Source organism: Arthrobacter sp. SAFR-179 (assembly GCF_059414945.1).
Genome location: NZ_JBPFDM010000015.1, coordinates 76,162 through 88,369, shown reverse-complemented (window position 1 = coordinate 88,369; position 12,208 = coordinate 76,162). Strand labels below are relative to the sequence as shown.

Below are 12,208 nucleotides of genomic sequence, written 5' to 3'. Positions count from 1 at the left end.
GGTGAACTGCAGACTGCGTGGCCTCAGCGTGACTCATGGACGAACCCGCCAGCCCCGCCGCTAGCCCCGCCGCCTGCCCGGGCGGCTGGCACCGGCGTCCAGTGCAGGCCACGACACCCCGCCACCCGCCGTCGGACTTTCCCTGTCCATGCACGTCCGGTTAGATTCATCAGCAAGATGACAAATTCACAGACTCCGATCCACGCAACCGCATACTGGACCACTGCCAAGGAACACGGCGAGCTCAGGACGGAAGAGGTGCCCGCGCCTGGACCTGGCGAAGCGCTGGTGCGTGCCCTGTACTCCGGCATCAGCAAGGGCACCGAGATGGTGGTCCATGCCGGTGCCGTGCCCCCGCGCGTCGCGGAAGAGATGCGGGCCCCACACCAGGAAGGGAACTTTCCCGGACCTGTGAAGTTCGGCTACCTCTCTGTGGGAGTGGTGGAGGACGGGCCCGAGGAGTGGAAGGGCCAGCGCGTCTTTTGCCTGAACCCGCATCAGGACCTTTACGTGGTCCCGGTGACCTCCCTGACCAGGATTCCCGACGACGTTCCATCCCGGCGCGCCGTCCTCACCGGAACGGTGGAAACGGCAGTCAATGCCTTGTGGGAAGCCGGCCCGCGTCTTGGCGACCGGATTGCCGTGGTCGGCGCCGGCCTGGTGGGCAGTATGGTTGCGACCCTGCTGCGCACCTTCCCCTTGCAGCGCCTGCAACTGGTGGACCTGGACCCCGGCAGGAAGCAGCTTGCGGACACTTTGGGTGTTGACTTCGCGCACCCGCATGAAGCTTTGGCGGACTGCGACATCGTGTTCCATTGCTCGGCGTCGCAGGAAGGCCTGGAGCGCAGCCTGCAGCTCGTCGGCGATGAAGGCGAGGTCATCGAAATGTCCTGGTACGCCAACCGTGAGGTCACTGTGCCACTGGGGGAGGACTTCCACGCGAGGCGGTTGTCCATCAGGGCAAGCCAAGTGGGCATGGTGGCACGCGCACGCAGGCACCGCCGCACCAATGCGGAGCGCCTCGACCTGGCCGTATCGCTGCTCAAGGACCCCGTCTTCGATGCATTCCTGACGGGCTCGTCCCGGTTTGAGAACCTGCCCAGCGTGGTCCAGAGCCTGGCAGATGGCAGCCTGGAAGCCTTGTGCCACGTCGTCGAGTACCCCGCCGGCGCTCCCGAGCCCGGCCCAGCCGTCCACAACCCGGAAAACTTGAGGTAACCCATGTTCAGCCTGACCATCCGCCGCCACTTCATGATTGCCCACAGCCTTCCGCGTGAAGCCTTCGGACCTGCCCAAGGATTGCACGGCGCAACCTTCGTCGCCGAGGTGGCCTTCCGCCGTCGCGCCCTGAACATCGACGCGATCGTCCTGGACATCGGCGCCGCCGGAACCATCATCGAGGAAGTGCTCGCCGGACTGAATTACCGCAACCTGGACGAGCACCCGGATTTCGAAGGCAAGCTCAGCACCACGGAAGCCCTCGCCGAGTACGTTGCACGTAAGGTGGCCGCGCAGGTCAAGGACACCGACGACGGCCGCGAACTCGCAGGAATCGACGTCACCCTCCGCGAGAACCCGGACGCCTGGGCCACCTACTCCCTGGACCTCACCGCCTAGCCATGCGCCCCATCCGGCTGCTGGTCCCCGGCAACATCCACCACAGCTCGGGCGGCAACATCTACAACGCGCGCCTGGTTGCCGGGCTGCAGGAACGGGGGGCCCAGGTCGAAGTGATCGCCGTGGAGGGCACCTGGCCGGACGCCGGTGCGAAGGACCGGCGCAGGCTGGGCACCCTCCTCGGGGCGTGGGGACCGGGGCAGGGGGTGACCATAGTCGATGGGCTGGTTGCCGTTGGTGCGCCGGATGAGCTGGAATTCGCGGCTAAGGCAGGACGCGAAACATGGATCCTGGTGCATATGCCCGTAGAGGAAAGTTCCGGGGCTGCAGCGCTGGACCGCGAAGCCAGGGCTCTCCGCGCTGCAACGGGCGTGATCTGCACCAGCACCTCTTCCGCGTCACTCCTCCTTGAGAGAGGGCTTCCGCGGGCGGAAGTTGTCCTTCCCGGGGTCAATCCCGCACCACAGGCATACGGATCCACACCCCCGCATGTTGCGGTGGTCGCCGCACTGCTGCCTAACAAGGACCAGTTGCTGACGGTGGAGGCGCTAAGCCAAATTCAGGACCTTGCCTGGACGGCATCGCTTGTGGGGTCAGACCAGGCGGACCCGGACTACGCGCAGCAGGTCAGGGCAGCCATTACGGCCAACGGACTCAGCAAGCGGGTCCAGCTCACCGGCGAGCTCAGCGGCGAAGCCCTTGAGGCTGAATGGGCGCGCACGGACCTGACCCTGCTGGTATCAAGGGTGGAAGCCTTCGGCATGGCCGTCACCGAATCCCTGGCCCACGGCATTCCCGTACTGGTCCGGTCAGGGACAGGGGCAGTGGAGGCGCTGGGGATGGCAGGACTGGCAACGGACGACGGCGAACCCCGCCTTCCGGGGGCAGTGCTTTCCCTTCCAGCCGGGGGACAGGAGAGTCCCGGCCGGCTGGCCGACGCCTTGCGCGGGTGGTTGGTGGATGAAAGGACTCGCGAGAGCTGGCGGACAGGTGCGCTTGATGCGCGGACCGGGCTGCCGGGGTGGAGCAAAACCGCGCAGGACGTGCTGGCACTTCTGGCGGGACGCGACGACCCGGGAGAGCGGCGACAGCGCTAGCGGATGCTCCGGTGCGCCGCGAAAAACTCCCGCAATACCAAAGCGCATTCTTCTTCGCGGACCCCGGGGTACACCTCAACCCAGTGGTTGAGCCGGCGCTCCCGCAGGATATCGAATACGGATCCTGCGGCGCCGGCCTTCTCGTCCCAGGCCCCAAAGACAACGCGGGGGATTCGCGCCAGGACAATGGCGCCCGCACACATGGCGCAGGGTTCAAGGGTGACCACCAGGGTGCAGTCGGACAACCGCCAGCCGTCGCCCAGGCCGCCGTCGAGCCGCGCCCTCTCCTTCAACCGTGCCGCAGCCTCCCTGATGGCCACCACCTCGGCGTGGGCTGTGGGGTCGCCCAGTTCCTCCCGCTGGTTCCGTCCGGAACCCAGCACGTCGCCGTCGGGCCCTATGACCACGGCGCCGATAGGCACATCCTCCGTGGCGAGCGCGCGACGGGCCTCCGCCAGGGCAAGGCCCATCCAGGCGTCGTGTTTCTTTTCGGGCAACCGCATGGCTCAATGATAGTTTCGGGGTTACTCAGGTTACTTGCCGATGCCGGGAGGCACCATGGACACGCTTCGGGACCGCTTAGGTACTTGGTTCAAACCGTACGCGGCGCTGATCCTCACCATTCTGGTGGGCGGTGTGGTCATCGTGTCTTTGGCGCTGCTTGGGTCCGAGGTTTACGACGACGTGGTGGACTCAGCCGGGCTGGCCAACCTGGACAAACCTGCCCTGGCGTTCGCCGAGACCCTGCGCAGCCCCTGGCTCGATGCGGTTGTCACGGGGTTCACCAACATCGGCGGCGGCATCGGGATGCCCATCCTCGCCAGCATCCTTACGGCATGGTTGACGTTCCTCAGCCGGAACTGGCGCCCCCTGGTGCTGATTGGTGGCGCAGCGGCAGCGTCGGTCAGCGCCACCACCTTTGGGAAGAAGTTGGTGGGCCGTACCCGCCCGGACCATGCTGACGCCGTTCCGCCCTACGAGGATTCGCCGTCCTTCCCCAGCGGCCACACCCTGAACACCACCGTGGTCATCAGCCTGGTGATTTACCTCATCTGCCTTCAGTTCCACACGATGCGGGTGCGCGTCACTGCTATCACCGCTGGTTCCATCTTCATCATCGCCATGGGTCTGAGCCGGGTTTTCCTGGGCCACCACTGGCTGACGGACGTCATGGCCGGGTGGATCCTGGGGCTGGCCTGGGTGGCCATCGTCATCCTGGCCCACCGGCTGTTCCACCTGGTCCGCAGGCGCGAACACATCGGCGCAGCGCCGTCGTTCGACCGTCCTATCGTCCGTGACGTGGTGGCCGAGGAACTGCACGACGGCGGATCTTCCGGACGTGGGAAGGGCAGCGCCGGGTGATAGTTTTGGGGGATGCGCACTCTCGTTGTTGACCACCCCCTGGTCGCCCACAAGCTCACCGTCCTGCGGGACAAGAACACGCCGTCGCCGGTCTTCCGCCAGCTGACGGAAGAGCTGGTGACCCTGCTGGCGTACGAAGCGACGCGGGAGGTCCGTACCGAGCCGGTCACCATCCAGACGCCGGTCAGCACAACCGTCGGCACCGCCTTCACCAAGCCCACCCCGCTGGTGGTTCCCATCCTCCGCGCGGGTTTGGGCATGCTGGAGGGCATGACCAAGCTCGTTCCCACCGCTGAAGTGGGCTTCCTGGGCATGGCCCGGGACGAGGAAACGCTGGACATCATCACCTACGCAGAGCGCCTGCCGGAGGACCTCACCGGCCGCCAGGTCTTCGTCCTGGACCCCATGCTGGCCACCGGCGGAACCTTGCGCGAAGCCATCAAGTTCCTCTTTAAGCGCGGCGCCTCCGACGTCACCTGCATCTGCCTGCTGGCTGCCCCCGAGGGCCTGGCCCGGCTGGAAGAGGAACTGTCTGGAGCCAACGTGCACATCGTCCTGGCCTCCATCGACGAGAAGCTCAACGAGAAGTCCTACATCGTCCCGGGCCTGGGCGACGCCGGCGACCGCCTCTACGGCATCGCCGGGTAGATTTCACCCTTTTTCAATACAGTTCCCGCCGCTAGCCTTTGCGGATGGACTGGAAACTTGAGCTTGTCTTTCTCCCCGTGTCCGACGTTGACCGCGCCAAGGACTTCTACGTCAACAAAGTGGGCTTTAATGCGGATTTCGACGAACGGCCGTCGGACTCCATCCGCTTCGTGCAGCTGACGCCGCCGGGTTCGGCCTGCTCCATCTGCATTGGCGAGGGACTCATCGACGCCCCTCCCGGCACGGGTTCCAACCTGCAGTTGGTGGTCAACGACATTAAAGCTGCGCATGAGACCACCTGAAGAACAACGGTGTGGATGTCAGCGATGTGGACGTGCAGGACTGGGGCCACTTCGTCTACTTCGCCGATCCCGACGGAAACAAGTGGGCTGTCCAGTACATCCCGCGGCGAAACACCGGCCAGGAAGCTGGCCAGGGCACTGTTCAGGACGCCGGGCAAAACGCTGGTTAACCCAAACCGCGGGCCGCATCATGATGATGCGGCCCGCGGTTGAAGGTGGCTTGCCTAGTACCAGTTGTGGGCCAGGTGGAAGTTCAGGGCGCCGCAGGGCGACTGGTAGCGCTCCTTGATGTAGTCCAGGCCCCAGTTGATCTGCGTGCGGTAGTTGGTGAGGTAGTCCGCACCGGCGCTGGCCATCTTCTCGGCCGGCAGGGACTGGACAATGCCGTATGCCCCGCTGCTGGCATTGGTGGCCGTGGTGGTCCAATCCGATTCCTTGGTCCACAGCGTCTGCAGGCACTGCATCTGGTCCGGAGCCCAGCCAAAGGTCCCCAGCTGGCTGGCGGCGTATGCCTGGGCGCCGGCGGGATCGTTAACCGCGACGGCGGCAGCCGGCTCAGGTGCGGGGGCAGGCTCGGGAGCCGGCGCCGGGGCGGGGGCTGGGGCAGGCGCTTCAGGCGCGGCCGGTGCTGCAGCGGGGGCCGGTTCCGCTGCCTGCGGTGCCACGCTGATGGCGGCGGGAGCCGGGCTGGCTGCCGGGTTGGAACGGATTTCGCTCTTCTCGATGCTCATTTGAGCGTCGGACGCTGCAGTGGAAGAGTTGGACCCGGTGGATGACGCCGGAGTCATGCTGCTGGTGGCCTGTCCTGCCGCGCCGACCCCCACCAGCACCGCACAGGATGCTGCAAGGACGGCCGCGCGCTGGCCCAGGGTGGTCTTCTTTGCCTGCTGCTTGGCCTTGTGTTTAGCCTTGGCCTGCAGCTGACGTGCTTCTGCCGTGTTTTTGGACATGATTGATCGCCTCTCACACCTGCGGAGTTAGCTGTCGGGTTCGGATGAGGGCATCCGGCTGTACGGAAAGATCACGTACTGGCTTAACCCCAAGGGCATTCAGTGCCCGGGACGGTGGGTCCCCCGCCTCTGCCGTAGCTCAATCGGAATCCGGGGAAGCGGCAGAGCTTGGCGTCAACCCGGGATATGCGGCCCGAACGGGGACCGCACCCAATCGACGGTACAGGAAGAACACGACAAAGTCACATTTAGGTAACGGAAGTCACGATGACCCGCGCGTCGAATTGCGGGACAGAACCTGTCGAAGATCTCAATTCGACGAGGCGGATGGCCTTGAACGCAGTGTGTGACGAACTCAGGGCACGGCGGGGCCGGCCGCGGGAAGACGGACAGCAAACTCGGTCCTGCCCGGCCGGGACACCAGTTCCACGGTGCCGCCGTGGGCCATGACGATGGACTCGACGATGGACAGGCCCAGGCCGGACGAGCCCTCGGAGCCGGAGCGGGCCGCGTCAGCCCGGGTGAAGCGCGAAAAGATCCTGCCCTGGAATTCCGCGGGGATGCCGGGCCCGTCATCGGTGACCGTAACCACCACGCTCCCGTCGGCAGAGCGCATCAACCCTGTGGTCACGGTGGTGCCGGCCGGTGTGTGCTTCCGGGCGTTGGAGAGCAGGTTAGCCAGCACCTGGTGCAGCTGGGTGGTGTCACCGCGGACCGTCACGGGTTGATGGGGCAGCTGCAGCTGCCAGATGTGTTCAGGGGCCATGACCTTTTCGTCGCTGACCGTTTCTATGACCAGCTGGGTAAGGTCCACTTCGGTGGTCTCGGTTGCCTTGCCCTCATCGAGCCTGGCCAGCAGCAGCAGGTCCTCCACCAGCGCGGTCATGCGCTCCGACTGGCTCTGCACCCGCCCCAGCGACTTTTGCCCGTCCTCGGTGAGGTGTTCGGTCATGCGCATCAGCTCGGTGTACCCGCGGATGGCGGTCAGCGGCGTTCGAAGCTCGTGGGAGGCGTCGGCAACAAACTGGCGCACCTTCATCTCGCTGCGCTGCCGGGCCTCCAGCGCGCTGGACACGTTGTCCAGCATCAGGTTCAGGGCGTGGCCCACACTGCCCACCTCAGTGGTGGGGTGCGCTGCGGAGGGCGGCACGCGCACGGCGAGTGCCACCTCGCCGGCGTCAAGGGGCAGCTTGGAAACCTTGGTGGCGACGTCCGACAGCTGTTCCAAGGGGCGCATGGTCCGGCGGATCAAGGCGGTGCCAACCAGCCCAATCAGGACCAGCCCGCCCAGCGAGACCAGCACCATGGTGAGCACAAGGGAGCCTTCGGTGGCTTTCTTCGTAGCAAGCGGAAGGCCGGTAATCACCACGTCGCCATAGGGCGTCCCGGTAGCCATCAGCCGGTAATCGCCGTTGGACAGTTCGCGGTCCACCGGCACGCCATCATGGGGGAGTGCCTGCAGGATGGCAACGTCGCGGGAGGTCAGGGAGATGCGGGTGGCGTCGGATGACAGGAACCCTGCCTCCCTGCTGACCTGCCCGTTCACTACCCGGGCATTGAGCGTTCCCACACTTTGCCCGCGTGCGTCAAGGGGATCTGGGCGGCCTGAGGGGTTGCCTTCGGGCGGCCGGCCGCGGGACGCCAGCTTCAGCTGCGCATCCAATTGACTGGTGAGGACCACGTCCATCGAGGCATAGCTGACCACCCCGATGGCGCCCGAGATGGCCACCAGCAGGGCCATGGACAGCAGGATCAGGCGTGTGCGGAGGTGCCAGGTGGAGGGATTGAACCAGGACCGGCCGGTGGGCCGGGGAACTCCGGGAAGAGACACGCGTTTCCTTTGGCTAGTCTGCAGGCTTAATGACGTAGCCCGCCCCGCGCACGGTGTGGATCATCGGCGGATGGCTGGCTTCGATCTTCTTGCGCAGGTAGGAAATGTACAGTTCCACGATGTTCGCCTGGCCGCCGAAGTCGTAATCCCACACGTGGTCCAGGATCTGGGCCTTGCTGACCACGCGCTTGGGGTTTTCCATGAGGTAACGGAGCAGCTCGAACTGGGTTGCCGTCAGTTGGATCCCTTCTCCGGCACGGGTAACTTCCCGGGTGTCCACATTGAGCACCAGGTCGCCCACCACCAGCTCGGCGGTATCCATGGCGGCCACCCCGGAACGCTGCACCAGGCGATGCAGGCGCAGCAGGACTTCCTCCATGCTGAAGGGTTTGGTGACATAGTCGTCCCCGCCCGCGGCCAGTCCCACGATGCGGTCCTGGACGTCGTCTTTGGCTGTCAGGAAGAGCGCAGGCACCTCCGGCGCAAAGACGCGAATCCTGCCCAGCAGCTCCACGCCGTCGAACCCCGGCAGCATGACGTCCAGCACCAGGACATCCGGATGGAAGTCCTTGGCGAGCTTCACCGCAGCGGGTCCGTCCGCTGCCACGGCCACAGACCAGCCCGCCATGCGCAGGCCCATGCTCATGAGTTCGGACAGGCTCGGTTCGTCATCCACCACCAGGGCACGGATGGGGGAGCCGTCCGGGTGGGTGAGCTGGGGAAGGTTGTTGGTCATGGAGTGCGGGGATGCCATGGGACAACTCTCCGATCTGTCGGTTTGCCAAGGCTTTGCCAATGCTGTGTTCCAGCTGTGAGCTCCAGCCTAGCCACCTGAACCAGGGGCAACGGTTGCCTTGCCCAAGCGGCGCCGCGGGTCACAGGTTGGCTCGGACTGCCGTACAGCCCCTGCGCAGCATCGCGGCGGACCCTTGTGGGACAAGAGCATCACCGCCAGCAGTTTCAACCTCTTGGAGAACGCCATGGATCAGCGAGACCAGGCGCAGGGAATGCGTCAGGGGGCAGAGCGGGACCACCCCCGTCCGCTCAGCTTGTCCATCATGACCACGGGAGCCAGCGTTCGCGTGACGGCCCTGAAAGGATTCGGACAGAGCGCACAGCACAATGGTTGCCCCTGCGACGGGCATCGCACGCCACTGAGGCCCAAAAAATCAGCAGGAGACGGAACGTCGGCTGGACAGGAGAAGTTCCTGTCCGGTCGATTCTATGTCAAACGGTTGAATTTTGACTGAATTCGATGAAATGCGCTTTCGGCGAAGAAAATTCTGGAATAGATAGGGCCCGGGCATATTCTCCGGATAAGCAGCAAAAAAATTTCGCTCTTCCGAAATAGTGATCTGCAGCACAATTCGGCGTTTCGTCTCACGATGCGGACGATCCGGTCCATTGTTACTTGCAAGTTGGCATTGTTACGCTGCACACTTCCAATGTGAACAAGAACTCAACAGCACCTGCAGCCGCAGAATATTGGCCCAGCACATCAGCTGCTGCCGACATGCGCTGTTGTCGAATGCACGCCTGACCTTCCCACCCACCGAAGTTCTTAGGCATTCGCCCCCAAGCCCAGCGTCGGGCGCCCCTCCCCGGTCCGCTGACGGGGAAGCCAGCATTCGAGCCGCGAATACGGCCATTTCACATTGAGGTAACCACACATGTCAGTTGCATCCGGATACGTCCACATCTCAGTCCGTAACGCCGCCAAGGCAGGACAGCCCTCCGGTCTTCGTCCCGGCTTCGGTCCGCGCACGTCGCTCGCTCCCTCCACGTCCGGCAGCAGCTTCCCCGGCCAGGGTTTCGCCCCGCAGGGATACAACCCCAACTCCTACGGCCAGCTCCGAGCCGTGCACCCCGCAGAGTCCGCACCCGTTACCGCCCCTACCCCTGTGGTGGCAGGTCCAAACGCGGTCCGCCCGGTAGCCAACGAGAACGTCGCCCGCGGCTTCGTGCTCTACATGGGCATCGACGAGGAGACCGCTGCAGCAGCGGGAACCTCCATCGCCAAGCTCGCACAGGAAATCCGTGCCTACGCCCAGTCGCTGGTCTCCGGTGCCGAAAGCTACGCCGCCGTGGCAGTAGCCCCCGCCGGCACCCCCGGCTCCGCGCTCGACGTCGTCCGTTCCACTTTTGGCGACCCCACCGTCAACTCCCGCCAGCGCACCGAAACCCCGCGCCCCGCCCAGCCCCAGGAACCGCGCCCCTCCGGTGTGCTCATCGACCTCGCCCGCCGCGAAGTCCACCTCGACGGCGAATCCCTGAACCTGACCTTCAAGGAGTTCGAGCTCCTCAACTACCTCGTCGAAAACGGCACCCGTACCGTGGGCCGCGACGAGCTCCTCGAAGGACTGTGGCGCAACGCCGAAGAAGTGCCCAACGAGCGCACCATCGACGTCCACATCCGCCGCCTCCGCTCCAAGCTGGGCCGCCTCGCCAACACCGTCCGCACTGTCCGCGGCCAGGGCTACCGGTTCTACGAGCACCCGGAAGTTGTTGTCTGGGCCGCTCCGGAGTACTCGATCTAGTCTTACCTTCGCTCGAAAGCCTGGCCCCTCTCTGGTGGGCGCCTTCGCTTTAGCAAGGCATCCTTCGGCGCCTGCGCTCGTGCCTCACGCAACAACGGCGCCTTCAGGACGCCTTGCTACGCTACGGCGCCGCACGTTAGAGGGGCCTTCCAAGCGCGTTGGGGCTCTCCGGGTGCTGTGCCTACGCGGCTGAGGGGTCCTTGCGTCACTGAGAGCACGCTTTGGAGCTATGGTTTCGTTCTGAAGCCTGAATTTCCGCCGTATGTGTTGCTGGCGGCGGCTCAAAGCGTGCTTGGCGTGACGTTTGCGGCGGAGGAAATCTTCGCTCCCTGGTGCTTTTGCTGGCGCTAGGCTTGGGCCATGAGTTCGCACCACGTTCGACGCCTTGTGATCATGCGGCACGCCAAGGCTGACTGGCCCGGCGGGGTGGCCGATCATGAGCGGCCACTGGAAGAACGCGGGCACCGGGAGGCGCCGCTGGCTGGCCGTTGGCTGCTCAAGCACAACATCGTCCCGGACTTCATTTTGTGCTCCAGCGCCCTGCGAACCCGCCAGACCTGCACCTGGGTCTGCTCTGAACTCGGCGACAAGGCCCCCACGCCCAAGCTCGAAGACGGACTCTATGCGGCGTCGGCCCTCCGGATGCTCACCGTGGTCAACCATGTTCCGGACACCGTGACCACGCTGATGCTGATCGCGCACCTGCCCGGCGTGCAGGACCTGGCCATGCACCTCGCCTCGCGTGATTCCGACCATGACGCCTACATGGACGCCGCCACCCGCTTTCCCACCAACGCGCTAACCGTCCTGGAGACGGAGAAACCGTGGGCGGAACTGGACGGCCAGGATGCCCGGATCACGCGGTTTGCGGTGCCCCGGTCCCACTAGACAGGCCGGCTGCCGTCGGGCCCGCTGGCCCCGGACCCGCTGCCCGCGATCTCCCGCAGAAGTCCCGCCACGTGCCTGATGCCGGGGCTGGCAGTCATGGTCCTGCGGTGAACGAGTCCCACTTGCCGCGCCTGGACCGGATTAACCACAGGGATGGCGACGACGTCCGGAGGCAGCGCCGGGCGGCCCAGGCGCGGCACGAGCGCTACAGCCACCCCCTGCTCAACGAAAGCGATATGAGTCGCGAAATCGGGGTCGTAAACCCTGATGTCCGGAACCCGCCCCAGGTCGGCGAAGATCCGCAGCAGGGCTTCGTTGCAAATCGCTCCTGCCGGCGTGCTGATCCAGCGCTCGTCCACGAGTTGAGAAGGTTCAACCTCCGGCTGCTGCGCCAGCGGATGGCCGCGGTGGACCAGGACGTCCGCCACGTCCTCGCACAGCCACTCCAGCGTGAGGTGCTCCGGGATGACCAACGGCACGGAATTCCAGTTGTGCACCAGGCCCAGATCGGCTTCGCCGTTGGCAACCCGGGCCACGGCCTCGCGCGGGTCCTCGGCCAGGACGGAAATATCCAGTGCTGCCCCCGATTGCCCCACTTCGGCCAGCAGGGGGCCCACCAGTCCGCGGCAGGCAGTGGAAAAGGAAACCACCCGCAGGCTGCCGCTGGGTTTGGCGGGGTCGGCCATCAGTGTGGACTCCAGCTCCTCCAGCTCCGCGAGGATGCGCCGCCCATACGCCGCCAGGGCTAGTCCGCGCTCGGTCAGCAGGACTCCGCGGCCCCGGCGTTCCAGGACGGCGAAGCCGCCCTCTTTCTCCAGCTTCTTCACCTGTTGGGAGACGGCGGACGGGCTGAACCCCATGGCTTCCGCGGCGGCGATAACGGTGCCGTGCTGCTCAATGGCCGCGAGCGCCCGTAAGGACCCTATGTCGATCATGAAGCAAAGGTACATGATTGAACGCCGAATAAAGCGCTGGT

General features: G+C 65.3%; 12 protein-coding genes, 1 pseudogene and 1 riboswitch. Of the genes and pseudogenes, 8 read left to right on the top strand and 5 right to left on the bottom strand.

Going from position 1 to position 12,208, the window contains the following annotated elements; genetic code table 11:
- The first annotated feature begins 177 nt into the window (after positions 1-177).
- Genes ACR65K_RS19355 through ACR65K_RS19345 form a run of 3 tightly spaced genes read left to right on the top strand, consistent with a single transcriptional unit; the run spans position 178 to position 2,714 of the window.
- Positions 178-1,218 carry a zinc-dependent alcohol dehydrogenase gene (locus ACR65K_RS19355; RefSeq protein WP_440154581.1) on the top strand — a complete coding sequence of 347 codons (1,041 nt, stop codon included), beginning with the start codon at positions 178-180 and terminating at the stop codon, positions 1,216-1,218.
- 3 nt (positions 1,219-1,221) lie between these two features.
- Complete coding sequence (locus ACR65K_RS19350; protein WP_440154580.1) at positions 1,222-1,617, top strand: 6-pyruvoyl trahydropterin synthase family protein; 396 nt, start codon at positions 1,222-1,224, stop codon at positions 1,615-1,617.
- A 2-nt stretch (positions 1,618-1,619) separates the two neighbouring features.
- Complete coding sequence (locus ACR65K_RS19345) at positions 1,620-2,714, top strand: glycosyltransferase family 4 protein (RefSeq protein ID WP_440154579.1); 1,095 nt, start codon at positions 1,620-1,622, stop codon at positions 2,712-2,714.
- Here the strand turns inward: ACR65K_RS19345 and ACR65K_RS19340 are convergent.
- Positions 2,711-3,217, bottom strand: a complete 507-nt coding sequence (locus ACR65K_RS19340) for a nucleoside deaminase (protein WP_440154578.1) — start codon at positions 3,215-3,217, stop codon at positions 2,711-2,713. The genes ACR65K_RS19345 and ACR65K_RS19340 overlap by 4 nt on opposite strands.
- Positions 3,218-3,272: 55 nt before the next feature.
- Between ACR65K_RS19340 and ACR65K_RS19335 the strand changes: the two genes are divergently transcribed.
- The 3 genes and pseudogenes from ACR65K_RS19335 (at position 3,273) to ACR65K_RS19325 (ending at position 5,196) form a co-directional block, all read left to right on the top strand.
- Positions 3,273-4,076 (top strand): phosphatase PAP2 family protein, encoded by an 804-nt coding sequence (locus ACR65K_RS19335; protein ID WP_440154577.1) that lies wholly within the window; start codon positions 3,273-3,275, stop codon positions 4,074-4,076.
- Positions 4,077-4,088: 12 nt separating this feature from the next.
- Complete coding sequence (upp, locus tag ACR65K_RS19330) at positions 4,089-4,724, top strand: uracil phosphoribosyltransferase (RefSeq protein ID WP_056330138.1); 636 nt, start codon at positions 4,089-4,091, stop codon at positions 4,722-4,724.
- 44 nt (positions 4,725-4,768) lie between these two features.
- Positions 4,769-5,196, top strand: a pseudogene (locus ACR65K_RS19325) (VOC family protein).
- Positions 5,197-5,250: 54 nt separating this feature from the next.
- Here the strand turns inward: ACR65K_RS19325 and ACR65K_RS19320 are convergent.
- From ACR65K_RS19320 to ACR65K_RS19310, 3 genes are all read right to left on the bottom strand, one after another.
- Positions 5,251-5,976 carry an aggregation-promoting factor C-terminal-like domain-containing protein gene (locus tag ACR65K_RS19320; protein WP_440154576.1) on the bottom strand — a complete coding sequence of 242 codons (726 nt, stop codon included), beginning with the start codon at positions 5,974-5,976 and terminating at the stop codon, positions 5,251-5,253.
- A gap of 5 nt (positions 5,977-5,981) precedes the next feature.
- A riboswitch (cyclic di-AMP (ydaO/yuaA leader) is annotated at positions 5,982-6,142 on the bottom strand.
- A 189-nt stretch (positions 6,143-6,331) separates the two neighbouring features.
- Positions 6,332-7,807 carry a sensor histidine kinase gene (locus tag ACR65K_RS19315; RefSeq protein WP_440154575.1) on the bottom strand — a complete coding sequence of 492 codons (1,476 nt, stop codon included), beginning with the start codon at positions 7,805-7,807 and terminating at the stop codon, positions 6,332-6,334.
- Positions 7,808-7,820: 13 nt separating this feature from the next.
- Positions 7,821-8,561 carry a response regulator transcription factor gene (locus ACR65K_RS19310; protein WP_440154574.1) on the bottom strand — a complete coding sequence of 247 codons (741 nt, stop codon included), beginning with the start codon at positions 8,559-8,561 and terminating at the stop codon, positions 7,821-7,823.
- Positions 8,562-9,477: 916 nt separating this feature from the next.
- Between ACR65K_RS19310 and ACR65K_RS19305 the strand changes: the two genes are divergently transcribed.
- Positions 9,478-10,344 (top strand): winged helix-turn-helix domain-containing protein, encoded by an 867-nt coding sequence (locus tag ACR65K_RS19305; RefSeq protein WP_056330150.1) that lies wholly within the window; start codon positions 9,478-9,480, stop codon positions 10,342-10,344.
- Positions 10,345-10,704: 360 nt separating this feature from the next.
- A complete protein-coding gene (locus ACR65K_RS19300; protein ID WP_056330153.1) occupies positions 10,705-11,232 on the top strand; it encodes a SixA phosphatase family protein in 528 nt (175 codons plus the stop codon).
- Here the strand turns inward: ACR65K_RS19300 and ACR65K_RS19295 are convergent.
- On the bottom strand, positions 11,229-12,167 hold the full coding sequence (locus ACR65K_RS19295; protein WP_056330334.1) for a LysR family transcriptional regulator: 939 nt from the start codon (positions 12,165-12,167) through the stop codon (positions 11,229-11,231). The genes ACR65K_RS19300 and ACR65K_RS19295 overlap by 4 nt on opposite strands.
- Positions 12,168-12,208 lie beyond the last annotated feature (41 nt).

Bases quoted from the DNA above. Each gene is read 5' to 3' on its own strand.
- ACR65K_RS19355 (WP_440154581.1), top strand. From the start codon at position 178: ATGACAAATTCACAGACTCCGATCCACGCAACCGCATACTGGACCACT.
- ACR65K_RS19350 (WP_440154580.1), top strand. From the start codon at position 1,222: ATGTTCAGCCTGACCATCCGCCGCCACTTCATGATTGCCCACAGCCTT.
- ACR65K_RS19345 (WP_440154579.1), top strand. From the start codon at position 1,620: ATGCGCCCCATCCGGCTGCTGGTCCCCGGCAACATCCACCACAGCTCG.
- ACR65K_RS19340 (WP_440154578.1), bottom strand. From the start codon at position 3,217: ATGCGGTTGCCCGAAAAGAAACACGACGCCTGGATGGGCCTTGCCCTG.
- ACR65K_RS19335 (WP_440154577.1), top strand. From the start codon at position 3,273: ATGGACACGCTTCGGGACCGCTTAGGTACTTGGTTCAAACCGTACGCG.
- upp (WP_056330138.1), top strand. From the start codon at position 4,089: ATGCGCACTCTCGTTGTTGACCACCCCCTGGTCGCCCACAAGCTCACC.
- ACR65K_RS19320 (WP_440154576.1), bottom strand. From the start codon at position 5,976: ATGTCCAAAAACACGGCAGAAGCACGTCAGCTGCAGGCCAAGGCTAAA.
- ACR65K_RS19310 (WP_440154574.1), bottom strand. From the start codon at position 8,561: ATGGCATCCCCGCACTCCATGACCAACAACCTTCCCCAGCTCACCCAC.
- ACR65K_RS19305 (WP_056330150.1), top strand. From the start codon at position 9,478: ATGTCAGTTGCATCCGGATACGTCCACATCTCAGTCCGTAACGCCGCC.
- ACR65K_RS19300 (WP_056330153.1), top strand. From the start codon at position 10,705: ATGAGTTCGCACCACGTTCGACGCCTTGTGATCATGCGGCACGCCAAG.
- ACR65K_RS19295 (WP_056330334.1), bottom strand. From the start codon at position 12,167: ATGATCGACATAGGGTCCTTACGGGCGCTCGCGGCCATTGAGCAGCAC.